Below are 24,098 nucleotides of genomic sequence, written 5' to 3'. Positions count from 1 at the left end.
GAGATACCCGATAATGAAAGATTTAGAGAAAGAGAACTTCCTAGATATGGGAGAGGACGAGGAAGCGTATCCCTTTGGGATAGAAACAGACGAGAAGACTTACAGATATCAATGTTTGGAGTGTGGATTTGAAGAAGATGTACCTAGGTTTATTATTGATGAATTTATTGAAGATGACTTTTTTGCTTCTGGTTGTGATATTGAGAATTTTGAAGTAAAAATGCCTATACTTATATGTCCAAAATGTAATGGTGAATTAGTTTCAAAAAATACAGATGAGTAGCTCTGCTACTCATCTGAGAGTATCACGAAGTGATATTTTGTTCTAAGGAAATTAGATAAATATTTAAATAAAATTTATTTAATTTTGTCTTGAAAAAAATTAAGAAATAGAATATAATCAAAAACAAGCTATCAAAATGATAATAAAAATAAATAAATATCGTTTTGATAAAAAGATTAAGCATTCATAGAGATAAAAATAAGGAGGATAGTATGCTAGAATTTAACAAATTATTTGATAAGTGGGCTCCTAACTATGATTCAACAGTATATGGAAGTGACAATGAATACAATGAAGTTTTTGAAAATTATAATGGAATACTTGAAGCTATAATCTCTAAGATAGAAGATAAAAAAAATGCTACTGTATTGGAAATTGGAACAGGTACTGGAAATTTGACTAAATTGCTATATGAAAATAAATTTCAGGTTGTAGGAATTGAACCTTCATATGAAATGAGAAAAATTGCTAAGTTAAAATTACCTAATGTTGAAATATTAGATGGTCACTTCTTATCTATACCAATAAGAAAAAAGGTAGATGTAATTGTAACTTCTTATGCTTTTCATCATCTTACAATTAAAGAAAAGAAGAAAGCTTTAGTGTATTTAGATAGTTTTTTAGAAGAAGGGGGAAAAATTATAATTGCAGATACCATGTTTGAATCAGAAGAATATAAAACTAGATTACTAGAATATGTAGAATCTACTGGAGCTTTTAATTTACTTCACGATTTGAATACAGAATACTATGAATATATTGATGATATTTCAGAATTATTTAAAGAATTAGATTACACTCTTGAAATAAATAAAATGAATAAATATGTTTGGATAGTTTCTGGAACAAAAGGAGGTTTTTAGTTATGAAAAATATAATAGTAGAAAGTTTTACAATGGATCATACAATAGTAAAAGCACCCTTTGTAAGAAAATGTGGAGTTGTTCAAACTCCAAAAGGAGATATTATTACAAAGTTTGACTTAAGATTTACACAACCTAATAAAGAAGTTATGCCTACAGGTGCAGTACATGCTATAGAACATTTATTAGCTGGATTTATAAGAGAAGAAATAGATAATGTTGTAGATATATCACCTATGGGATGTAGAACTGGATTTTATCTAATATTAGTTGGAGAAAGAGAAGAAACAGAAATTGCAAAAGCATTAATAAATGCATTAGAAAAAGTTTTGATTTCAAGTGAAGTTCCTGCTGCAAATAATGTACAATGCGGAAATTATAGAGATATTTCTTTATTTGGAGCAAAAGAATTTGCAAATGAAGTATTAGAAAAGCTAAAAGAAAAATATAATTATGGAGGAAAAAAAGATGAAATTTAATTCTTTAGTAATACATGGGGGAATAGATGGAGATAAGTATACAGGTTCAGTTAATGTACCAATTTATCAAACATCTACATATTCCCAAGAAGAAGTAGGAAAACATAAAGGTTATGAATATTCAAGAACAGGGAATCCTACAAGAGAGGCTGTAGAAAAACTTATTGCAGACTTAGAAAATGGATATAGAGGTTTTGCGTTTAGCTCAGGAATGGCTGCTATTTCATCTGTTATGATGTTATTCAAGTCAGGAGATCATATTATATTTAGTGATGATGTTTATGGAGGAACTTTTAGGGTTATAGATAAAATTTTTAAAAATTTTGGTTTAGAATATGACTTTGTAGATACAAGTGATATAAAAAATATACAAAAGAATATAAAAAATAATACAAGAGCAATTTATATAGAAAGCCCAACAAACCCTTTAATGAAGGTAACGGATATTGAAGAAGTTTCAAAAATAGCAAAAGAGAAAGACTTGCTTCTTGTTGTAGATAATACCTTTATGACTCCATATCTTCAAAAACCAATAGAGTTAGGAGCAGATATTGTTCTTCATAGTGCTACTAAATATTTAGGTGGGCATAGTGACTTAGTGGCAGGATTGGTAGTAGTAAATAGCGAAGAATTAGGAAATAAAATTCATTTTATACAAAATTCAGTAGGTTCAGTACTTGGACCTTTTGATAGTTGGTTGCTTATAAGAGGAATAAAAACGTTATCTATTAGAATGGATAAACATTGTGAAAATGCATACAAGATTGTAAACTGGCTAAAAAATCAAGATTGGGTGAAAAAAGTATACTATCCATCTTTTGTTGATAGTATGAATAAAAAAGCTAAAAACCAGATGAAAAAGTATGGAGGAATGATTTCTTTTGAAGTAAAGAATAAAGAATATCTTAAAAAATTATTATCTAACTTAGAGGTTATTACTTTAGCTGAGAGTCTTGGAGGAATAGAAAGCCTTATTTCTGTTCCATCTAAAATGACCCATGCATCCATACCATCTAAAAAGAGAGAAGAACTTGGTATATCAGATACACTAGTAAGATTATCTGTGGGAATTGAAGATATAGAAGATATTATTAGTGATTTAGATATATTAAAAAAATAGTAGGGGAGAGTAATAATGAAATATTATAATTCTATTCAAGATTTAATAGGAAATACTCCTTTATTAAAAATAGATAATTTCCATATTCCAAAAGATGTAAACATTTTTGCTAAATTAGAATTTAGTAACCCAGGAGGATCTGTAAAGGATAGAGTAGGTAAATGGATTATAGAAAAAGCAGAAAATGAAGGAAAACTAAAAAAGGGATACACTATAATAGAAGCAACAGCAGGAAATACTGGAATAGGATTAGCCCTTGCTGCAATTAATAAAGGATATGAAATTATTTTTGTTGTTCCAAATAAATTTTCAATAGAAAAACAAATCATAATGAAAGCACTTGGAGCAAAAATTATAAATACACCAACAGAAGAAGGACTAGAAGGAGCTTTTAAGAAAATTGAAGAATTAAAAAAACAAATAAAAAATGTTTTTGTTCCAGATCAATTTAATAATATGGACAACCCTGAAATACACTACCTTTCAACGGGGAGAGAAATATATGAGCAATTAGATGGGAATATAGATGTTTTTATTTCAGGAGCAGGATCTGGCGGAACTTTTACTGGTGTTATGAGATATCTTAAGGAGAAAGATAATGATATAAAGGGAATTTTAGCTGATCCTAAAGGTTCTATAATAGGTGGAGGAGAATGTAGGTCTTATAAAATAGAAGGGATAGGTAATGATTTTATTCCAAAAACAATGGATATAGAGTTAGTAGATGAAGTAGAAAAAGTAAGTGATGATGAAGCTTTTTATGCTGTAAAAGAATTAGCTTTAAAAGAAGGGCTTTTAGTAGGTTCTTCATCTGGAGCAACTTTTTATGCTGCTTTAAAGCAAGCTAATAAGTTAAAAAAAGGTAATATAGTAGTTATATTTGCAGACAGAGCAGATAGATATATAAGTAAGCAAATATATGATTTTTAATAATGTGTTTTTATGAGACATGCTTAAATTTTTAAGCATGTCTCATTTTTGTAACTAAAGTTACAGACATTTATTATATAAAAATGTACTATTAAATTAATAATATTAATAAAGGAGATGAAATGTATGAGTAGATTCTTAGGAGCAATACATCATTGGTTATTTAATAAAATTAGGTTGTATGAAGAATTAGAATTTAAAATAATTGAAAATATAGAAAGAGATATGAATACAGATATTTCTAATATGGTATCAGAGATAAGAGATAAAATAGGTAATCCTATAGAGAATAAACCTTTAGAAGAATTAATCGATACTAATAATATCCATGGCTGGCTTCAAAGTAAAATTACAATAGCTGAAACTAGACAAGCAGCTCTTATTACTGAAATAATAAGTAAATTTAAAGAAGAAGGTTTAAATGTTGTAAGAGAAAGCTATAAAAATCAAGCTATTGAGTGTGGAAAAGATGCTAAATCAAATTATGATGTATCAACTGCATCTTCCCTTTATAAAACTTTAAATAATTATATCCTAGATGGTATGCCGTGTGATAATGTAAACAATATAACTATAGATGAAGAAAATATGCTACAGTGGAAAGTATTAAAATGCCTTCATAAAGGATATTGGAATAATGTTAATGGAGATATAAATGTTCTTTATGAACTTCGTACAATCTGGATTACTAACTTTATAGAAAATGCTAATGAAGAATATAAGTACAGCTTTAAAATTGAAGATATCAATGGACAAGAGGTTCTTGTTCACGAAATAAAAAAATAATATAAAAGTCCTGTATTGGTTTAAATAATTAATTAACGAGCTAATACAGGATTTTTTATTCTATAGGAAACTATAAATTTTTTAAACTGTTGATAACTTTGGTAACTAAATAAAAGTATTAACTATTTTGAGCAACGGAGTCCGTTAGGACTCGATAGCATGAAGCGAATTTTTTTAATGAATAGAAAATTATAATCCTTTTGAATTGTGGATAACATTGGTGAAAGTACTACAGTATCAACCATTTTGAGCAACGGAATCGATAGATTCGTTGGTGATATGAGCCATACGTTAGCATGAAGCGAATTTTTTGATTTGAAAAAATTTTTGGATTATGTGATAAATATCACAGATACATAGTTTATAGATTGTTAAACTATTATTAAACAATGAAAATTAAATATTAAGGAGAGGATTTATATGGTAAAAGAAACATTAGCAAAACTTTCTTTAGCGGCAAAGGGAAAGGCAAAGCTTTTAAATGAAAACTTTATTAAATACTTTATCTTATCAATGATGGCTGGAATTTACGTAGGATTCGGAATTATGCTTATTTTTTCTATAGGGGCACCTCTTAAAGCAGCAGGATCACCTGGACTTAAAGCTCTAATGGGAGCAAGTTTTGCCCTTGCGTTAACACTTGTTATATTTGCAGGGTAAGAGCTTTTCACAGGAAACAATATGATTATGACAATAGGGTCTTTATCCAAAGAAGTATCTTGGAAGGACACTATAAAAGTATGGATTGTAAGCTATACTGGTAATTTAGTAGGTTCTTTATTAATGGCATGGACGTTAGTTCAAACAGGATTAGTAGAGAAATCACCATTAAAGGAATTCATATTAGGAGCAACAACTGGTAAAATGGGAGCGCCATCAACGCAGTTATTCTTTAGAGGAATTTTATGTAATATGTTAGTATGTCTTGCAATATGGATGGCTACAAGAACAAAAGAAGATATAGCAAAGCTTCTTTTAATATTTTGGTGTTTATTTGGATTTATAGGAGCAGGATTTGAACATAGTGTAGCTAATATGACTCTTCTTGGTATGGGACTTTTAATTCCTCATGATTCAAGTGTTATCTCTTGGGCGGGATATGTTCATAACTTAATTCCTGTAACCCTTGGAAATTTAGTTGGTGGAGCTATTATAATTGGAGCTATGTATTTCTATGTAGGAAGTGAAAAAGAAAAGGAGGCAAATAAATATGGGCTTTCAAATTCAAAATAAAGATTTTAATAAAATATTAGAAAGTTTAAAAAAAGAATATAAAATTTATGCACCAAAGAGATTTGAAAAAAGAGGACGTTTTTCAGATACTGATTTAATTAAATATGGAGAAATAAATTCTATAGAAGAAATAGTATATGATGAAAAATCACACTATTCTCCTAAAGAAATAGTTTATCCTATAACTCAAACATTATTTTACTTTACAGAAGAAGAATATAAAGAATCAACAGTACATGATAAAAAGATTATTATATTTTTAAGACCGTGTGATATAAATGGAATGAGAAGACTTGATACAATATTTTTACAAAACGGACCATTTAAGGATGTTTATTATGAAAGACTTAGAGAAAAAGTTAAATTTGTAATGATGGAGTGTAGAGAAAGCTTTGAAAATTGCTTCTGCGTATCTATGAATTCAAATTATACAGATAATTACAGTATAGGAGTTAGATTTGAAGAAGATAGAGTAATTTGTGATATAAAAGATAGTGATTTTAAGAATTTATTTGAAGAATTAGGAGAAAAAGTAGATTTTACTTTAGAGTATGTAAAAGAAAATAATGTTAAAGTAAATCTACCTAACTCAGATGATATAACAGTAGAATTTTTTAATGATAAAATGTGGGAAGAGTATTCTAAAAGGTGTATAGCTTGTGGTAGATGTAACACATCATGTATTACATGTAGTTGCTTTACTACTCAAGATATATCTTATGAAGAAAATCCAAACAGCGGAGAAAGAAGAAGAGTATGGGCTGGATGTCATATAGATAAATTTACAAATATGGCTGGAGGTCATGACTTTAGAAAAGATTATGGATCAAGAATGCGTTTTAAAACAATGCATAAAATTTATGACTATAATAAGCGTTTTGGCGAGCATATGTGTGTAGGTTGTGGAAGGTGCGATGATCGATGTCCACAATATATATCTTTTTCAAAATGTATAAATAAGGTTAGTGAAACTTTAAAAAAGGAGGAAACTACTAATGAATAATAATCCTTTTATTCCTCAGAAAAAGAAAGTTCTAGATGTAATAGCTCAAACGGATATAGATATAACTTATAAGGTAGAATTTGATAAAGAGCTTAAAGGAGGACAATTTCTTCAAGTATCTATCCCTAAAGTAGGAGAAGCTCCTATATCTGTTAGTGACTTTGGTGATGGATATATAGAAATGACAATAAGAAAAGTAGGAAAATTAACTAATGAAATATATAATTTAAAGCCAGGAGATTATATGTATTTAAGAGGGCCTTATGGAAATGGATTTCCTATTGAAAAATATAAAAATAAACATCTTATAATTGCGGCTGGTGGGACAGGCCTTGCTCCAGTTAAAAATATTATAAACTATTTTCATAATAATATAGGAGAAGTTAAAAAATTTGATCTTCTAATGGGATTTAAGTCTCCTAAAGATATATTATTTAAAGATGAAATTGAAAAGTGGAAGAAAAATATAGATGTAATACTTACAGTTGACAATGGTGATGAGAACTGGAGTGGGAATACAGGACTTATAACAAAGTATGTACCAAAAGTAGAAATTGAAAGTATGGATGACTTAGAAGTTGTTATAGTAGGACCACCTGTTATGATGAAGTTTACAGCACTTGAATTTTTAAGACTAGGTGTTCTAAAAGAAAAGATATGGGTTTCTTTTGAAAGAAAAATGTCTTGTGCAATTGGAAAGTGTGGACACTGTAAGGTAGATGAAACTTATGTTTGCTTAGAAGGGCCTGTATTTAACTATACTAAAGCAGAGAATTTAATAGATTAGTGAGGAGGGGAGAATATTGTCACTAGATTTAGATATAAAGAAGATAAAAAAGAATGCTTATAGAATTACAAAAAATAGAGGAATAACAGCTCTTCGTGTTCGTGTACCTGGAGGAGAAATAAGTTCAGAACACTTAAAAATAGTTCAGGAAATTGCAGACAAGTATGGAAATGGGAAAATTCATATTACAATACGTCAAGGATTTGAAATAATGGGGATTCCTTTTGAAAAAATAGATGAAGTAAATAAAATGGCTAAGTCATTAATAGAAGGGCTTGAAATCAATGCTATTGATCCAGAAAGTGGGTATTCAGCAGCAGGAACTAGAAATGTTTCTGCATGTATTGGAAATAAAGTATGCCAGTTTGCTAACTACAATACAACTGAGTTTGCAAAAAGAATTGAAAAAGCAATATTTCCAAATGATTACCATGTAAAAATTGCTTTAACAGGATGTCCAAACGATTGTATAAAAGCTCATATGCAGGATTTTGGAATAATAGGAATGGCAGATGTTCAGTATGATAAAGATAGATGTATAGGCTGTGAAGCTTGTGTTAAAAACTGTAAAAAAAGGGCAACTGGAGCACTTACAATGCATAACGGAAAAGTAAAAAGAGATGAAAGAAGATGCATTGGTTGTGGAGAATGTGTATTAAAATGTCCAACTAGTGCTTGGACTAGAAATCCAAAAAAGTTTTATAAACTTGTAATTATGGGAAGAACAGGTAAGAAAAATCCTAGATTAGCACAGCCATTTTTAGAGTGGGTAGATGAGGATACTATTGTTAAAGTAATTAAAAACACTTATGATTATATAGATAAATTTATAGATAGATCTTTACCAAAAGAACATGTAGGATACATTGTAGATAGAACGGGGTACAATATATTTAAAGAATATGCTTTAAAAGGTGTAAAATTAGGGCCAAAGGCAAAAGTAGCAGAGTATATTGATTTTAGGGGATATAAGTACGAAAAGGATGCGTTTATGAATTATGTAGAATAAATTAAGAAAAGAGACAATATAAAAAATAAAATTAAAAATGTAATTCTAATTAATAGCTTTGTATATCCAATATATTATGCAAAAAAAACTTATTAAAATTGGAGTAGAAGATTATTTAATAGCTAGATTTTTTGCAAAAACTATTAAGTGAATAATATGAAAATTTGTTTGACAAATTACAACAAATCCTATATTATATAAATACAATTAAAATATTTTATAGGATTGTTACTGGTAATGCAGGCAAAACCTAAATTAAAATAATACTCAATTAGTGTATTTATTTTGATTTGGGTTTTTTTTGTTAGATTTGTTCCTTAAGGAGTGAATTAAATGATAATTGAGAAAGTATTAAATAATAATGTAATAATAACTATAGATAAAGATACAGGTTTGGAAAAGGTTGTCACTGGTAGAGGGATAGCGTTTAAAAAGAAAAAAGGTGAAAAAATAGATGAATCTAAAATAGAAAAGATTTTTCAAATCCAAAATGAAAATGAAAATATTAAATTTCAAAAACTTTTTAATGAAATACCTTTAGAGCATATTGAAATTTCAGAAAAAATTATTAGTTATGCTAAACAAAAACTAAATGTTGACTTAAATGAAAGAATTTATATAGCACTAACTGATCATATATCTTTTGCAATAGAAAGAGTTTTATCTAATGTAGAAATTCACAATCCTCTTTTATGGGAAATAAAAAGGCTTTATAAAGAAGAATATAAAATAGGAAAGTGGGCAATAGATTTAATTGAAAAAGAACTAAAAGTTAAAATGCCTGATGATGAAGCTGGATTTATTGCATTACACATTAGAAATGCTACTATAGATGAAAAAATGGAAAATACTATGGATATAACAAGAATGGTTCAAGATATTTTAGATATTATAGAAGATTATTTAGATATAGAAATTCCTGAAAGTAATATTTCTTATGATAGATTAATAACTCATCTAAAATTTTTTGCTAAAAGAGTTATTTCTAAAAAACAAATAAAAGAAGATGACAATACTATTTTAGGTATTATAAAAGAAAATTATAAATATGCATATACTTGTGCACTTAAAATAAAAAACTATGTTGAAGCAAGTTATGATTATAAATTAAGAGATGAAGAAATAGCATATTTAAGTCTTCATATTAAAAGAATAATGTCAAGTCTTAAAAAATAATATTAAAAGGATTGTTACTGGTAATGCGGGCAAAACCTAAATTAAAATAAGTACATTTAAGGTATGTAAGTCCTTAATGTATCTATTTTGATTTAGGTTTTTTTATTTCTAAAATAAATTTAAAATATAAAAAAGGAGGGTGTAAAATGAATTATGCAAAAACTGCCAATGAAATACTTAAATTAGTTGGTGGAAAAGAAAACATTGAAAGTTGTGCGCACTGTGCAACAAGACTTAGACTTGTATTAAAAGATGAAAAAAAAGCAGACAAAAAATCTCTTGAAAGTATGAATGAGGTAAAAGGTGTATTTTCAAGTGCAGGACAATTTCAAATAATATTAGGTCAAGGAATTGTTAATAAGGTGTATAAGGCTCTAGTTGAAGATGCAGGCATAAAAGAGTCTTCTACATCTGATGCTAAAAGAGCGGCTATGAAGAACATGAATCCACTTCAAAGATTTGCAAGAATTTTATCTAATATATTTGTACCTATAATACCTGCAATTGTAGCAAGTGGTCTTTTAATGGGTGCTTTAGGAATGTCTAAAACATTTGGTTGGATTGATGGAAATAGTGGTTTATTTACTTTATTAGATATGTTTTCAAATGCAGCTTTTGTATTCTTACCTATTTTAATAGCTTTTAGTGCTGCAAAAGAATTTGGAGCTAATCCTTATCTTGCAGCAGCTTTAGGAGGTATATTAATTCACCCAGCTCTTCAAAATGCTTGGACTGTTGGTGGAGGTATTGAAAAGACTATAGAAGTATTTGGAATGAAAGTTGGTATGGTAGGATATCAAGGGACAGTGCTTCCTATATTAATAGCAGTTTGGGTAATGAGTCATATTGAAAGAAATTTAAGAAAAGTTGTTCCTAACGCACTTGATATAATAGTAACTCCATTTTTAACTATAATGTTAACAGGATTTATATCATTACTTGCTATAGGGCCTTTAGGAAGACTTATTGGAGATGGAATTTCTATAGGACTTCAAAGTATTTATAGCTCTGCTGGAGCATTAGCTGGTTTATTATTTGGTGGAGTTTACTCATCTATAGTTATAACTGGTATTCATCATAGTTTTCATGCTATTGAAGCAGGACTTTTATCAAATCCTGAAATAGGTAAAAACTTTTTACTACCAATTTGGTCCATGGCAAATGTAGCTCAAGGTGGTGCAGCCCTTGCTGTTTACTTTAAGACTAAAGATGATAAATTAAAATCTATAGCAGTTCCTGCAGCTACATCTTGTTTGCTTGGAATAACAGAAGCTGCTATATTTGGTGTTAACTTAAGACTTGTAAAACCTTTCATTGCAGCAGCAATTGCTGGTGCTTTAGGTGGTGCTTATGTAGTATTTACAAAAGTTGCAATGACTGCTGTTGGACTTACAGGAATTCCTGGAACAGCTATAGTTGAGCAAGGGTCTATGATTAATTATATGATAGGACTTATTATTGCATTTGGTTCTGCTTTTATTGCAACTTATATATTAGGATTTAAAGAAAAGGTAGAACAAAAAGACGAAAAAAAAAAGAAAGAAATAATATTATCTCCATTAAAGGGTAAAGTAATGCCTATAGAGAATGTTCCAGACAGTACATTTTCTGAAAAAATATTAGGAGATGGTATAGCTATAAATCCAGAAAGTGGACTAATAACTTCCCCTGTTGATGGTGAAATAGTACAATTATTTGATACAAAACATGCAGTAGGAATTAAATCAAATTCAGGTGTTGAACTGTTAATTCATGTAGGTATAGATACTGTAAATATGAAAGGGGAAGGATTTAAAGCATTTATAAAAACAGGAGATAAAGTAAAAGCTGGAGATAAATTATTAGATGTAGACTTAGATTTAATTTCTAAAAAAGCTAAATCTACTATAACTCCAATAATAATAACTAATTCAAGTGATTTTAAATCAATAGAATTTACAAGTAATGAAAATATCAATAATAAAGAAGAATTAATTAATATAAATTTAGAAAGAGTTTTTTCAATTAATTCATAAAAATATTAAAATCTGCCTATATATTTAGGCAGATTATTTCTAGTTAGGAGGATAAATATGTCTAAAAATATAGTTTGTATAGGTGAATTATTAATTGATTTTATATGTTCTGATATAGATACTAGTTTAGTTCATGGACAAAATTTTATAAAAAAGGCAGGTGGAGCTCCTGCAAATGTTTCAGCAGCTATTTCAAAACTTGGAGGAAGTGCTTTATTTGCTGGTAAAGTAGGAAATGATTCTTTTGGTGTATTTTTAGAAAAAACTTTACAAGAATCTTGTGTTGATACATCTATGCTAATACTTGATGAAAAAGTAAATACTACTTTAGCCTTTGTATCACTTAATTCTAATGGAGAAAGAGATTTTGTATTTAATAGAGGCGCTGATGAATTATTAGAGTATGATGAATTAGATGAAGATAAAATAAGAAGTGCTAAAATAATTCATTTTGGGTCAGCTACTGCTTTATTAGGAGGAAAGTTAAAAGATACTTATTTAAAAGTTATGGAATTTTCTAAAAAAGAAAACATATTTATATCTTTTGACCCAAACTATAGAACTGATTTATGGAAAAATAGATTAAATGAATTTATAGATATATCTAGAAAATGTATTAAATATGCCGATTTTATAAAGGTTAGCGATGAAGAAATAAAAATAATATCAAAAGAAGATGATTTAAGAGAAGGAGTAAAAGTATTTCATGAATTAGGAGCTAAAATTGTTGCTGTAACTTTAGGAAAAGATGGAACATTAATATCTAATGGAAAAGAAATGAAAATAATAGAAAGTATAAAAATAAAATCTATAGATTCAACAGGAGCAGGAGATGCATTTGTTGGAGCAGCTCTTTATAAAATATCTAATTTAGAAAATCCTAAAAATTTAGTTTATGATTTTGATAAATTAAAAGAAATAATTTCTTTTTCAAATAAAGTTGGTGCTGTAGTTTGCACAAAACTTGGAGCAATATCTTCTCTTCCAACACTTGAAGAAGTTGAAAGATACTAAAGTAGGAGGAAGTTATGGATAAAAATAATGAATTATTAACAAAAGCATATAAAGAAATACAAAAAAATAAATGTTTAGTAGAAAGTGATTATTATAGATTAAAATATCATATAATGCCTCCTGTAGGTCTTTTAAATGATCCTAATGGATTTATTCATTTCAGTGGAGAGTATCATGTTTTTTATCAGTTTCATCCTTTTAATACAAGTCATGGGCTGAAATATTGGGGACATTATAAAAGTAATGATTTGATAAATTGGGAAAGTATGCCTATAGCTCTTTGTCCATCAAATTGGTATGAAAGCCATGGCTGTTATTCTGGAAGTGCGATAAATAATGATGGAGTTTTGACTTTAATGTATACTGGTAATGTTAAAGATGATAAAGGAAATAGAGAAACTTATCAGTGTATTGCAACTACAGAAGATGGAGTAAATTTTAAAAAAAATATATATAATCCAGTAATTTATAATCAACCGGATGGATACACACGTCATTTTAGAGATCCAAAAGTTTGGAAATATAAAAATATGTTTTATATGGTTATAGGAGCTCAAAATATTAAAGAAGAAGGTAGAGTATTATTATACAAATCTAATAATTTATTAAATTGGAAGTTAGTAGGAGAAATAGCAGGATCAAATATTAATAGACTAAATGATTTTGGATATATGTGGGAATGTCCAGATTTATTTGAACTAAATGGAAAAGATATTTTAATAGTATCACCTCAAGGGATAAAGCCAGATGGAGATTTATATAATAATATTTATCAATCAGGATATTTTATAGGAGAATTAAATTACAAAAGTGGAGAATATAACCATAGTGAATTTATTGAATTAGATAGAGGATTTGAATTTTATGCTCCTCAAACTACATTAGATGAAAAAGGAAGAAGATTATTAATAGCTTGGATGGGACTTCCTGAAGAAGAAGAGCATCCAACTGTTAAACACAATTGGATTCACTGCATGAGTCTTCCTAGAGTTTTAGAACTTAAAAATAATAAAATTTATCAAAGACCAGTAGAAGAATTAAAAAAACTTAGAAAAAGTGAAATTTCATATAAAGATGTTAAAATAGAAAATGAAGAAATAGAGCTTGATAAAATATATGGAGACGTTTTAGAATTATTAATTGAAATTAAGGAAGAAGATGCCTTAGAATATGGTATAAAATTAAGATGTTCAAATGATAATAGAGAGGAAACAATAATTAGCTATAATAAAATAGATAAAAAAATCACTTTAAATAGAAATAAATCAGGTAAGGGATATAAGGGAATTAGAAGATGCAGATTAGAAAATAGTGATATACTTAAATTAAATATATTTATGGATACATCTTCCCTTGAAATATTTATAAATAATGGTGAAGAAGTATTTTCAAGCAGAATTTATCCTGATAAAGAAAGTTTAAAAATAAAATTCTTTGCGAAAGAGGGTTCTATAAAATTAAAAAGTGTTAAAAAGTGGGATTACTAAAGAGGTGAAAATATGGGTGAAAATTCAGGAGTTAATCCAAAACAAATAGCACTAGAAATAATAAAAAATATTGGTGGAAGTGAAAATATATCTTCTATAGAGCATTGTGCTACAAGGCTTAGAGTGACTTTAATAGATGATGAAAAAGCAGATATAAAATCATTAAAAAAAATAGAAGGTATATTTTCAGTACGATTTAGAATTGGACAGCTTCATATGATTATAGGAACAGGACTTGTAAATAAAGTTCATAAAGAGTTAAACGATATAGTAAAAAAAAATGAAACTAAAAATAATAAACAAAATATAAAAAAAACTAAAAATATAAACTATATAATGAATAAGTTTGCAAATATTTTTATTCCACTAATACCTGCACTTGTTGGTGGAGGTATGCTTATGGGAATAAATTATATTTTTCAAAGATTTGGATTGATAAGTAATGATAATTATATATCTAAATTATTAAGCATATTTTCAAGCTCTGCATTTGTATTTCTAAATATTTTAGTTGGATTTACTTCTGCTAAAGAATTTGGAGGAACACCTATTTTAGGTGCTGCCATGGCAGGTGTATTAATTCACCCAAGATTAGAGGAAATAAATATTAATAAAGGTTCAGGAGGAATAATTGCAGTTTTATTAGTTATATATTTTATGAGTTTTGTTGAGAAAAAACTAAGAAAAGTAATACCTGAGGTTTTAGACCTTATTTTAACCCCACTTATTACAATTCTTATAACTGGATTTGCAACAATGTATATTCTTTATCCAATAGGAGAATTTTTAACTAATATTTTTTTGGAAATTTTAAACTTATCATTAGAAAAGGGAGGTGCTATGACTGGATTTTTTTTAGGAGGAGTTTATTCAACTATTGTAACTACTGGGCTTCATCAAGGGTTAAATGCTTTTTATTTAGAAATTCTTGCTAGAACTGGAGAAAATCCTATGCTTCCTATATTTGCAATGGGAGATACTGCACAAGCTGGAGCAGGATTTGCTGTTTATTTATATGCTAAAAATAAAAGTCTTAAAAAAATAGCTGCAAACTCTATTCCTGTTTGTTTATTGGGAATAACTGAACCTATAATGTTTGGAGTAAATCTTTTACTAGTAAGGCCTTTTATAGGAGCTGCAATAGGAGGTGCAATAGGAGGAGGGTTTATAGCATTTTTTAAAGTACCTTCAGTTAGTTTAGGTTTATCAACTATTCCAATAATATCAATAATAAAACAAGGATATGTAGTTAAATATATAGTAGGTTTTATAATTGCATTTCTTGGAGCTTTCATAGCAACTACTATACTTGGATTTGATGAAAGTAAAATAGAAGATTAGATTTAAAAGTCTCATATTTTGACGATAAAATACTACAAAAAAACTGAAAATATGATAAAATATTATGGTTGACTATTAGAAGGAGAGATGGACATGAGCATTAATAATCAACCATATATTTTGGTTTTTGGAGCTTCGGTTGTTGATATCATAGGTTTTAGTAGTTCGAATTATAAACCTTGTGATTCTACACCTGGGAATATAAAAATATCCTTTGGAGGAGTATGCAGAAATATTGCTGAAAATATGGCGCGTGTAGGTGTAAATACCAAATTTATATCTATTTTAGGAAATGATTCAAAAGGACGCAACATGTTAGAACATTCTAAACTTATAGGATATGATATGAGTGATTCTTTGATTTTAGAAAATGGAGGAACACCAACATATATGGCCATTTTAAATGAAAATGGAGAAATGGTTTCGGCTATTGCAGATATGAAAAGTATTGATGAAATGAATTTTGAATTTATTAACTCGAAATCAGATATTATAACAAATGCAGAATTTACATGTTTAGATGCAGATGATCCTGAAAATCTAGAGTATATTTTAACTAAATTCAAAGGAAAAACAAAGTTTATTTTAGATCCAATTTCAGCTACTAAAGCAAAAAATATAAGACATTTAATTAAGTATTTTCATACAATTAAACCTAATAGGCATGAAGCAGAAGTTTTAGCAGGGTTTAAGATAAATAATGATGAAGATTTAAAAAAAGCTGCAAATTACTTTTTAGAATTAGGTGTAAAAAATGTTTTCATAAGCTTGGATGAAGATGGGATTTATTATAGAAATGAATTAAAATCAGGAAAGATTAAAGCGTGTAATGTAACAGTTAAAAATGTAACAGGTGCAGGAGATTCTTTTGTTGCAGGACTTGGTTATGGTTATATGAAAGGTATGTGTATAGAGGAAACAGTTAAATTCGCTATTGCAATGTCCGTTATTACCATATCTCATGAAGAGACCATTAATCCTAATATGAGTTATGAATTTGTTGAGAAAACCATTGAATCCATTGATTGGACAGAAATTAAATATTAGAAATTAGAAATAATTTTTAGACAATAATACATAATTTAAATAAACTCTTTGCCTATAATTGTATTATAATTATAGTCAAAGAGTTTATTTTTTGAATATATTTTCATTAAAAAATGATTAAATAGTACAATAAATTTATATAAATAATATTTTAATAATTTTGATATTTTTAATATTAGGAGGTTGGTTGTGAAAAAAATAAAAATAACTTCATATTCGAATAATGATATGCAGTACAAACTTTTATTTGAAGGCTTTCCAGATGCAACTTTATTAATTGAAGAAGACTCTATTATTGATTGTAATAAAGCAGCAGTAGAATTGTACGGACTTACTTCAAAGGAAGAATTAATAGGATTAAAAACTTATGAATTACATTCTAAAGATGATGAAAGTAAAAGTTATTATAAAGAGAGAGATGAAAAAATGCTTAAAATAGCTTTAGAACTTGGAAATCATAGGTTTGAAGAAATATGCCATATAAAAAATGGAAGGAATTTGAATGTAGAAATTATATTAAATTCCCTTCCTATAAAAAATAGAAAACTAATAAGTGCAATAGTTAGAGATATAACAGAAAATAAGGAAAAAGAGAAAAGTATTGATAGTTTAATTTTTAAAGATTATCTTACTGGTTTATATAATAAAAGATTTTTTACAGAGTACCTAAAAAAAGAACTTATTAGGATAGCTAATAAAAAAGAAAATTTAGCAGTATTATTTATGGATTTAGATGGATTTAAAAAAATTAATGATAACTTAGGTCATGAGAATGGAGATAAAGTACTCCAAATAGTAGCTGATGAGCTAAAAGAAATTATTGGTGAGTTAGGGATAGTTGCAAGATTTGGAGGCGATGAATTTTTAATAACAATACCTAAAATAAAAAGCTCAAAATATGTATTAAATATAGCTCAAAAGATTGTAGAAATATTTAAGCAAGCATTTATATTTGATACACATGTATTTTATATATCTACAAGTATAGGGATTGCAATGTATCCTAGTGGAGGAACTGATGCTGAAACTTTAATAAAAAATGCTGATATGGCAATGTATAAAGCAAAGGAAACTTCGGGAAGTAAAATTGAATTTTATTCTTCTGATTTAAATGAAAAAATAAGCAATCAATTTGTCTTAGAAAATAATTTATGGTTTGCTTTAGATAAAAATGAATTATTCCTACAATATCAACCTATAATTGATATAGAAAAAAATGAAATTATAGCAGCGGAGGTATTACTTAGATGGGATAATGATAAATTGGGATTAATACCACCAGATAAATTTATACCAATAGCAGAAGAAAGTAACTTGATAGTTCCAATTGGGCAGTGGATTTTAAAAACAGCATGTTATCAGAATAAAATGTGGCAAGATATTGGTTTAAAGCCGATAACGATAGCTGTAAATATATCTGTCAAGCAGTTAGAACAAGAAGATTTTCCTGAATTAGTGGAAGAAATATTAAATGAAACAAGACTTGATCCTCAGTATTTAGAACTTGAGATAACTGAAAGTATTTCAGCTAAAAATATAGAAGATATTATTAAGATTCTTAAAAAATTAAGTAATTTAGGAGTAAAGTTATCTATAGATGACTTTGGGACGGGTTATTCATCTCTAGGTCAATTGAAAAAGTTATTTATTGATAAACTAAAAATTGATAAAAGCTTTGTAAATGATATTAATGAAGATTTAGATAATACTGCAATAGTATCTACAATAATAGCCATGGCAAATATATTAAATCTTAAAGTTGTTGCAGAAGGAATAGAAACACAAAATCAATTGAGTTTTTTAAAAGAAAATAGCTGTCATATGGGTCAAGGATATTTATTTAGCAGACCCCTAGATGGTGACGCATTTGAAGAATTGCTTAAAAGAAAAAAATAGTTAAATTACATATTTTACAGTTTTTATAAATACATATCCTATTTTTATGTTTATTCAAATTGAAAATATTGAAGAAAGTGTTGAAAACAAATAAAATATATACAACAATTTAATTTTAAGCATCTCTGAAAAGAGGTGCTTTTTTTATTTCTTCGACAAAAAAATAAAAAATTTCAAAGAAAACGGTTGCACAACATTTTAAATTATGCTATTATTATCAATGTAAAGTTAATTGAAAATTAATAACTCAAAATTTATTTTGTGTGTTACTGATTCGATCAGGCATGAGCAGAAGTTTTGGGTATACATTAAAGTGGTGTTCTTATATGAATTATTTAAATTCATATAAGGGATACTATGTGATACTATGTATATCTAGGACTTTGCTCATGCCTTTTGTTTTTCTTAAGAATCATAAACACTAAAAGAAATTATTATTCTTAATTAATGTAATTATTTTACAGGAAAGGGGAAAAATGTATGAAGAAAATATTTGGTGTTTTACAACAAATAGGTAAAGCATTGATGCTTCCGGTTGCTATATTACCTGCAGCGGGATTACTTCTTGCTTTTGGTAATGCAATGCAAAATGAAACAACTTTAGCTAAATTAACTTTCTTAGGAGCGCCTGCAATTCAAAATATTGCTAAAGTTATGGAACAAGCAGGTGGAATAGTATTTGCAAATTTAGCATTATTATTTGCAGTAGGTGTTGCAGTAGGACTTGCTGATGGAGAAGGAGTTGCAGGGATTGCAGCGATTATAGGATTCTTAGTAATGAATGTTACTATGGGAACAGCAAAAGGTATTACAGCTGATATGCTAGGAACTAGCCCAGCTTATGCAAGTGTTTTAGGTATACCAACACTTCAAACAGGAGTATTTGGTGGTCTTATTGTTGGAGTTTTAGCAGCAATGATGTATAAAAAATATTATAATATGGAACTTCCTCCTTATTTAGGATTCTTTGCAGGGAAAAGATTTGTTCCTATTATAACTGCAGTATCAGCTTTAATATTAGGATTTATAATGTTAATTATATGGCCTCCAGTTCAAAATGGATTAAACTGGTTCTCTCATAGTATGATAGATGCAAATAGAACGTTAGCAGCTTTTGTGTTTGGGGTAATTGAAAGATCATTAATACCATTTGGACTTCATCATATATTCTATTCACCGTTTTGGTTTGAATTTGGAGAATATACAACTAAAGCAGGACAACTTGTTCGTGGAGATCAAGCTATATTCTTTAATCAAATAAAGGATGGTGTAGAATTAACAGCAGGTACATTTATGACTGGTAAATTCCCATTCATGATGTTTGGACTTCCAGCAGCAGCACTTGCTATGTATCACGAAGCTAAACCTGAAAAGAAAGCTTTAGTTGGAGGGATAATGGCTTCAGCGGCACTTACGTCTTTCTTAACAGGTATTACAGAGCCGATAGAATTTACTTTCTTATTCGTAGCACCAGTTTTATATGCAGTACACTGTTTATTTGCGGGATTATCATTTATGTTAATGCATATATTAGGTGTTAAAATAGGTATGACATTCTCTGGTGGTATTATAGATTTCTTATTATATGGTGTGCTTCCAAATAGAACAGCTTGGTGGTTAGTAATATTAGTAGGATTAGGTTTTGCAGTTCTTTACTACTTTGGATTTAGATTTGCTATTAGAACATTTAATTTAAAAACTCCTGGTAGAGAAGAAGAAGGAGAAGAAGTAGAAACTAAAAGTACATCAGGAACAGAGCTTGCTTATGGTATAGTAAAAGCTCTAGGTGGAAAAGAAAATATAAATAAATTAGATGCATGTATAACAAGACTTAGAATAACAGTTAATGATATAAAGAAGGTTGACAAAGATGAATTAAAAGCTTTAGGAGCTTCTGGTGTTCTTGAAGTTGGTAATAATTTACAAGCTATATTTGGACCAAGATCTGAAACATTAAAAGGTCAAATGAAAGATATTATGTCAGGAAAAACTCCAGTTGCTGCTGATGAAAAGAAAAGTGAGGTAGCGGTAACTAGTGGTGAATTAAATTTTGTATCACCATTAAATGGTAAAATTTTAGATATAGAAGATGTGCCAGATCAAGTATTTTCTCAAAAAATAATGGGTGATGGATTTGCTATAGAGCCAACAAATGGAGAGGTAGTATCTCCTGTAGATGGAGTAATAACTACATTCTTCCCGACAAAACATGCTATAGGATTTACAGCTGACAATGGACAAGAAATTTTAGTTCATTTTGGTATAGATACTGTTAACTTACAAGGTAAAGGATTTGAAGCTTTAGCTAAAGAAGGAGATAAAGTAAAAGCTGGACAGCCAGTACTTAAGGTTGATTTAAAAGAGGTTAAAGAAAAGGCTGCTTCTTTAATTACTCCTATAGTATTTACTAACTTAAATGAAGGAGAAAGTGTTTCTGTTAAAGTTGGTAAAGAAGTTAAAGCTGGAGATAAAAATATAGTTACTATAAAATAATAAAAAGCAAAAGAATAAAACCTACTGCCTAAAGCGGTAGGTTTTATTCTTTTACAGAGAACCAATAGGTGATATTAGTTTCATTAGAGGGATTTCTGTATCTATGAGGGGTAAACTTACTTACATATACACTATCTCCTTCATTTAATAAGTATGTTTCATTATCTATTTGTATTTCAAGAGATCCTTTTACAACTACTCCAAGTTCGTCATAATTATGTCCCCAGGAAATATCACTATATTCACTATTTCCTTCAATAGAAATAGAAATCCCATTTAACTCTTTATTACCATTAGTTAACATTTTGAATTTTATTTTGTTATCTTCTGTAGTAAATATTTCTTTTCTTTCATTTTTTCGAATTATAAAATCCTTTTCGCTAGTAGATTGTAAAATTTCCATTAAATTTATTCCGAGAACTTCACATATTTGTTGTAAATTACTTACAGAAGGGCTATTTAAATTTCTTTCTAAATTACTTATAAACCCTATAGATAAATTTGTAAGTTCAGATAATTCTTTTATAGTTAGTCCTTTTTTCTTTCTAAAATATTTAATTTTTTCCCCTAACTCCATTGCACTCTCCTTTTGTGATTTATTGTTGTTATAATTATTTAATAAATAAATTATAACATAAAATAGGAATATCTATAAATAATTAAATTTCTTTATACTGTTTAAGATATAAAGATTTATTAAATACAATGAAATATTTATTTCGATATAATGAAAAAAAATTCATGAATAACAATATTAAAATTAAGAAAATTTGAAAAATACAAAAATGAAAGTGTTACACTTGTTCAAAATACTAGTTTTTAACTGAAGTTCGATTTCGATATTGTGAAAAAAATAATAAAAAAATGAAAAAAAGTATAGACATTATAAAAAAATTTGATATACTAAGAACTGTGCTTTTATACGCGGAAAATGTTGAAAATCGCGTATTTGATAAATTTATTTTTATTATAATTATGATTCTAATATAATTAAGGAGGTAAGTTTAATGGAACTAATTAAAGGAACGATTTTGCTATTATTTTGTTTATCGCTTTTTTCATTATTTAGTTTAAAAGCTCCAAAGGGAATGAAGGCCATGGGAGCGTTAGCTGATGCAGCGGTGGCAAGCTTTCTTGTAGAGGCTTTCCAAAGCTATGTTGGTGGAGATATGTTACATATAAAATTATTAAAAGAAACAGGACTTGCTTCAGGAGGCATGGGTGGAGCAGCAGCTGCTACACTTGTACCATTAGCTTTAGGTGTTAGTCCAGTTTATGCTGTATTAATTGGAGCAGCTTGTGCAGGTCTTGGCATATTACCAGGTTTTCTTGCTGGATATTTACTTTCGTTTATAGTACCAAAGATAGAAGAAAAAGTACCAGCTGGATTAGATTTAATAGTATGTGTTGCGTTTGTAGCACCGCTTGCTAGATTAATAGGTAACTTTGCTACTCCTGTAGTAGATGCTACATTACTAAATATAGGTGGAATAATAACTTCAGCTGCAAATAGTAGTCCTATAATAATGGGATTCATTTTAGGTGGGGTTATTACAGTTGTTGCTACTGCTCCTTTAAGTTCCATGGCATTAACTGCTATGCTTGGACTTAAAGGACTTCCAATGGCTATAGGAGCTCTTTCTGTTATGGGTTCTTCATTTATGAACTATGTATTCTTTGATAGAATGAAATTTGGCGATAGAAGTACAACTATAGCAGTTGCTATTGAACCACTGACTCAAGCTGATTTAATTTCAGCGAATCCTATTCCTGTTTATGTAACTAACTTTATAGGAGGAGGATTAGCAGGTATTATAGTATCTCAATTTGGATTAATAAATAATGCAACAGGAACAGCAACTCCAATAGCAGGACTTATGGTTATGTATGGATTTAATAATCCTAAAACTGTTACTATAGCAGCTGTACTTTGTGCACTTGCAGGAGCACTATCAGGATTCTTAGGTTCAATAATATTTAAAAATTATAAAATTAGAACAGTTGAAGAAGTGAGAGGAACATCTCAAAAAGAAGAAGCTGTTGCATAATAAAATGATTTTAAAGACAACACAAATTTGTGTTGTCTTTTTTTGTATAAATTAATATTTTTATATGTATATTATTTTTTTTAAAGTATAATAGTTATTAGAAATATTTAAAATTAGGAGGTATTTATGAAAAACACAAAAAAGCTAATATTTATGTCAATATTAGTAGCGCAAAGTTTAGTTTTGTATATAGTAGAATCATATATACCTAATCCTTTTATAGCAGTAGCACCTGGGGCTAAATTAGGACTATCTAATATAATAACTTTGATAGCATTAATTTTTTTAGGTTTTAAAGACACTTTTATAGTATTAATTACACGTATAATAATGGCATCTATGTTTTCGGGAGGATTATCAGCTTTTTTATATAGTATAACTGGTGGAATTTTAAGCTTAATTATGATGAGTATTACCCTAAGATTAAATAAAATTAATTATAGTTTAATAGGGGTAAGTATAATAGGCTCTATATTTCATAATATAGGACAGTTAATAATGGCATCTATTATAATACAAAATAAAGGTATATTTATATATTTGCCTATACTCTTATTATCATCTATACCAACAGGATTATTTATAGGATTGGTTTGTAGATTTATAACGTATAATAAAAATATTTACAATGTTATAAATATAAAAAATAATAGACCTAAAATAGGAACTTTTAAAAAAATGGATATAATTTTAATAACTATTCTTATAATTGGAAGTTTGGGATCTGTATATATTATTAATTTAGAAGATAGAAATGATGTGTCTAGTAAATGGCTTGAAATAGTTGTAGAAGGTAAAATTTACAAGAAGGTTTTAATTAAAGATAAGGAATATAAAGAAAAAATTAAAGTGAATACTGAACATGGATATAATTATGTTTATATTCATGATGGAGGAGTGGAAATAATAGATGCTGATTGTTATGATAAAATATGTGTAAAAACAGGCTTTATAGATAGAAAAGGAGAAATTATAGCGTGTCTTCCTCATAAAATGTATATAAAAATTTTAGGAGAAAATAAAGAAGTAGACAATATATCCTATTAATCAAAATGAATATTTATTCTATATGTTGAATATTATTTATA

At 28.1% G+C, this 24,098-nt stretch carries 20 protein-coding genes and 1 pseudogene; 20 read left to right on the top strand and 1 reads right to left on the bottom strand.

Annotated elements, in window-relative coordinates; translation table 11 throughout:
* From BUA77_RS03060 to ptsG, 18 genes and pseudogenes are all read left to right on the top strand, one after another.
* Positions 1-283: hypothetical protein (locus BUA77_RS03060; RefSeq protein WP_159428978.1), on the top strand; the 283-nt coding region annotated here is incomplete at its 5' end.
* Positions 284-495: 212 nt separating this feature from the next.
* Positions 496-1,146: a class I SAM-dependent methyltransferase gene (locus tag BUA77_RS03055; RefSeq protein WP_072887198.1), complete on the top strand. Its 651-nt coding sequence runs from the start codon at positions 496-498 to the stop codon at positions 1,144-1,146.
* 2 nt (positions 1,147-1,148) lie between these two features.
* Entirely contained in the window at positions 1,149-1,625 is a 477-nt protein-coding gene (locus tag BUA77_RS03050) for an S-ribosylhomocysteine lyase (protein WP_072887196.1), read from the top strand.
* Complete coding sequence (locus tag BUA77_RS03045) at positions 1,615-2,745, top strand: bifunctional cystathionine gamma-lyase/homocysteine desulfhydrase (RefSeq protein WP_072887194.1); 1,131 nt, start codon at positions 1,615-1,617, stop codon at positions 2,743-2,745. The genes BUA77_RS03050 and BUA77_RS03045 overlap by 11 nt, the downstream gene beginning before the upstream one ends.
* Positions 2,746-2,760: 15 nt before the next feature.
* Positions 2,761-3,675 carry a PLP-dependent cysteine synthase family protein gene (locus BUA77_RS03040; protein WP_072887192.1) on the top strand — a complete coding sequence of 305 codons (915 nt, stop codon included), beginning with the start codon at positions 2,761-2,763 and terminating at the stop codon, positions 3,673-3,675.
* 126 nt (positions 3,676-3,801) lie between these two features.
* Positions 3,802-4,461 (top strand): hypothetical protein, encoded by a 660-nt coding sequence (locus tag BUA77_RS03035; protein ID WP_072887190.1) that lies wholly within the window; start codon positions 3,802-3,804, stop codon positions 4,459-4,461.
* A 420-nt stretch (positions 4,462-4,881) separates the two neighbouring features.
* Positions 4,882-5,694, top strand: a pseudogene (locus tag BUA77_RS03030) (formate/nitrite transporter family protein).
* The gene (gene asrA, locus BUA77_RS03025; protein ID WP_072887188.1) at positions 5,672-6,697 is read left to right on the top strand and encodes an anaerobic sulfite reductase subunit AsrA; all 1,026 of its coding nucleotides are present in this window, start codon (positions 5,672-5,674) and stop codon (positions 6,695-6,697) included. Before BUA77_RS03030 ends, asrA begins: the two are co-directional and overlap by 23 nt.
* Positions 6,690-7,484 (top strand): anaerobic sulfite reductase subunit AsrB, encoded by a 795-nt coding sequence (gene asrB, locus BUA77_RS03020; protein WP_072887187.1) that lies wholly within the window; start codon positions 6,690-6,692, stop codon positions 7,482-7,484. Before asrA ends, asrB begins: the two co-directional genes overlap by 8 nt.
* A gap of 16 nt (positions 7,485-7,500) precedes the next feature.
* Complete coding sequence (gene asrC, locus BUA77_RS03015) at positions 7,501-8,493, top strand: sulfite reductase subunit C (protein ID WP_072887186.1); 993 nt, start codon at positions 7,501-7,503, stop codon at positions 8,491-8,493.
* Positions 8,494-8,826: 333 nt separating this feature from the next.
* Positions 8,827-9,669 (top strand): BglG family transcription antiterminator LicT, encoded by an 843-nt coding sequence (licT, locus tag BUA77_RS03010; protein WP_072887185.1) that lies wholly within the window; start codon positions 8,827-8,829, stop codon positions 9,667-9,669.
* Positions 9,670-9,815: 146 nt separating this feature from the next.
* Positions 9,816-11,684 (top strand): sucrose-specific PTS transporter subunit IIBC, encoded by a 1,869-nt coding sequence (locus BUA77_RS03005; RefSeq protein ID WP_072887184.1) that lies wholly within the window; start codon positions 9,816-9,818, stop codon positions 11,682-11,684.
* A gap of 57 nt (positions 11,685-11,741) precedes the next feature.
* Positions 11,742-12,698, top strand: a complete 957-nt coding sequence (locus tag BUA77_RS03000; protein WP_072887183.1) for a carbohydrate kinase family protein — start codon at positions 11,742-11,744, stop codon at positions 12,696-12,698.
* A 14-nt stretch (positions 12,699-12,712) separates the two neighbouring features.
* The gene (locus BUA77_RS02995) at positions 12,713-14,185 is read left to right on the top strand and encodes a glycoside hydrolase family 32 protein (protein WP_072887182.1); all 1,473 of its coding nucleotides are present in this window, start codon (positions 12,713-12,715) and stop codon (positions 14,183-14,185) included.
* A gap of 12 nt (positions 14,186-14,197) precedes the next feature.
* The gene (locus tag BUA77_RS02990; RefSeq protein ID WP_072887181.1) at positions 14,198-15,526 is read left to right on the top strand and encodes a PTS transporter subunit EIIC; all 1,329 of its coding nucleotides are present in this window, start codon (positions 14,198-14,200) and stop codon (positions 15,524-15,526) included.
* Between the two features lie 93 nt (positions 15,527-15,619).
* Positions 15,620-16,573, top strand: a complete 954-nt coding sequence (locus BUA77_RS02985; protein ID WP_072887180.1) for a carbohydrate kinase family protein — start codon at positions 15,620-15,622, stop codon at positions 16,571-16,573.
* A gap of 189 nt (positions 16,574-16,762) precedes the next feature.
* The gene (locus BUA77_RS02980; RefSeq protein ID WP_072887179.1) at positions 16,763-18,469 is read left to right on the top strand and encodes a sensor domain-containing protein; all 1,707 of its coding nucleotides are present in this window, start codon (positions 16,763-16,765) and stop codon (positions 18,467-18,469) included.
* A gap of 480 nt (positions 18,470-18,949) precedes the next feature.
* Complete coding sequence (gene ptsG / locus BUA77_RS02975; RefSeq protein ID WP_072887178.1) at positions 18,950-20,962, top strand: glucose-specific PTS transporter subunit IIBC; 2,013 nt, start codon at positions 18,950-18,952, stop codon at positions 20,960-20,962.
* A gap of 43 nt (positions 20,963-21,005) precedes the next feature.
* On the opposite strand, the gene BUA77_RS02970 is transcribed toward ptsG, so the two are convergent.
* Positions 21,006-21,539 carry a helix-turn-helix domain-containing protein gene (locus BUA77_RS02970; protein ID WP_072887176.1) on the bottom strand — a complete coding sequence of 178 codons (534 nt, stop codon included), beginning with the start codon at positions 21,537-21,539 and terminating at the stop codon, positions 21,006-21,008.
* A 430-nt stretch (positions 21,540-21,969) separates the two neighbouring features.
* Between BUA77_RS02970 and BUA77_RS02965 the strand changes: the two genes are divergently transcribed.
* Both BUA77_RS02965 and BUA77_RS14640 read left to right on the top strand, forming a co-directional pair.
* Complete coding sequence (locus BUA77_RS02965) at positions 21,970-23,010, top strand: PTS sugar transporter subunit IIC (protein WP_072887174.1); 1,041 nt, start codon at positions 21,970-21,972, stop codon at positions 23,008-23,010.
* Positions 23,011-23,136: 126 nt separating this feature from the next.
* Positions 23,137-24,057 (top strand): Gx transporter family protein, encoded by a 921-nt coding sequence (locus BUA77_RS14640; RefSeq protein ID WP_072887172.1) that lies wholly within the window; start codon positions 23,137-23,139, stop codon positions 24,055-24,057.
* Positions 24,058-24,098 lie beyond the last annotated feature (41 nt).

The organism is Tepidibacter formicigenes DSM 15518 (assembly GCF_900142235.1).
Taxonomy (GTDB): domain Bacteria; phylum Bacillota; class Clostridia; order Peptostreptococcales; family Peptostreptococcaceae; genus Tepidibacter; species Tepidibacter formicigenes.
Note: the sequence above shows the minus strand (reverse complement) of the source record. Positions and strands in the feature narration are given on the sequence as shown.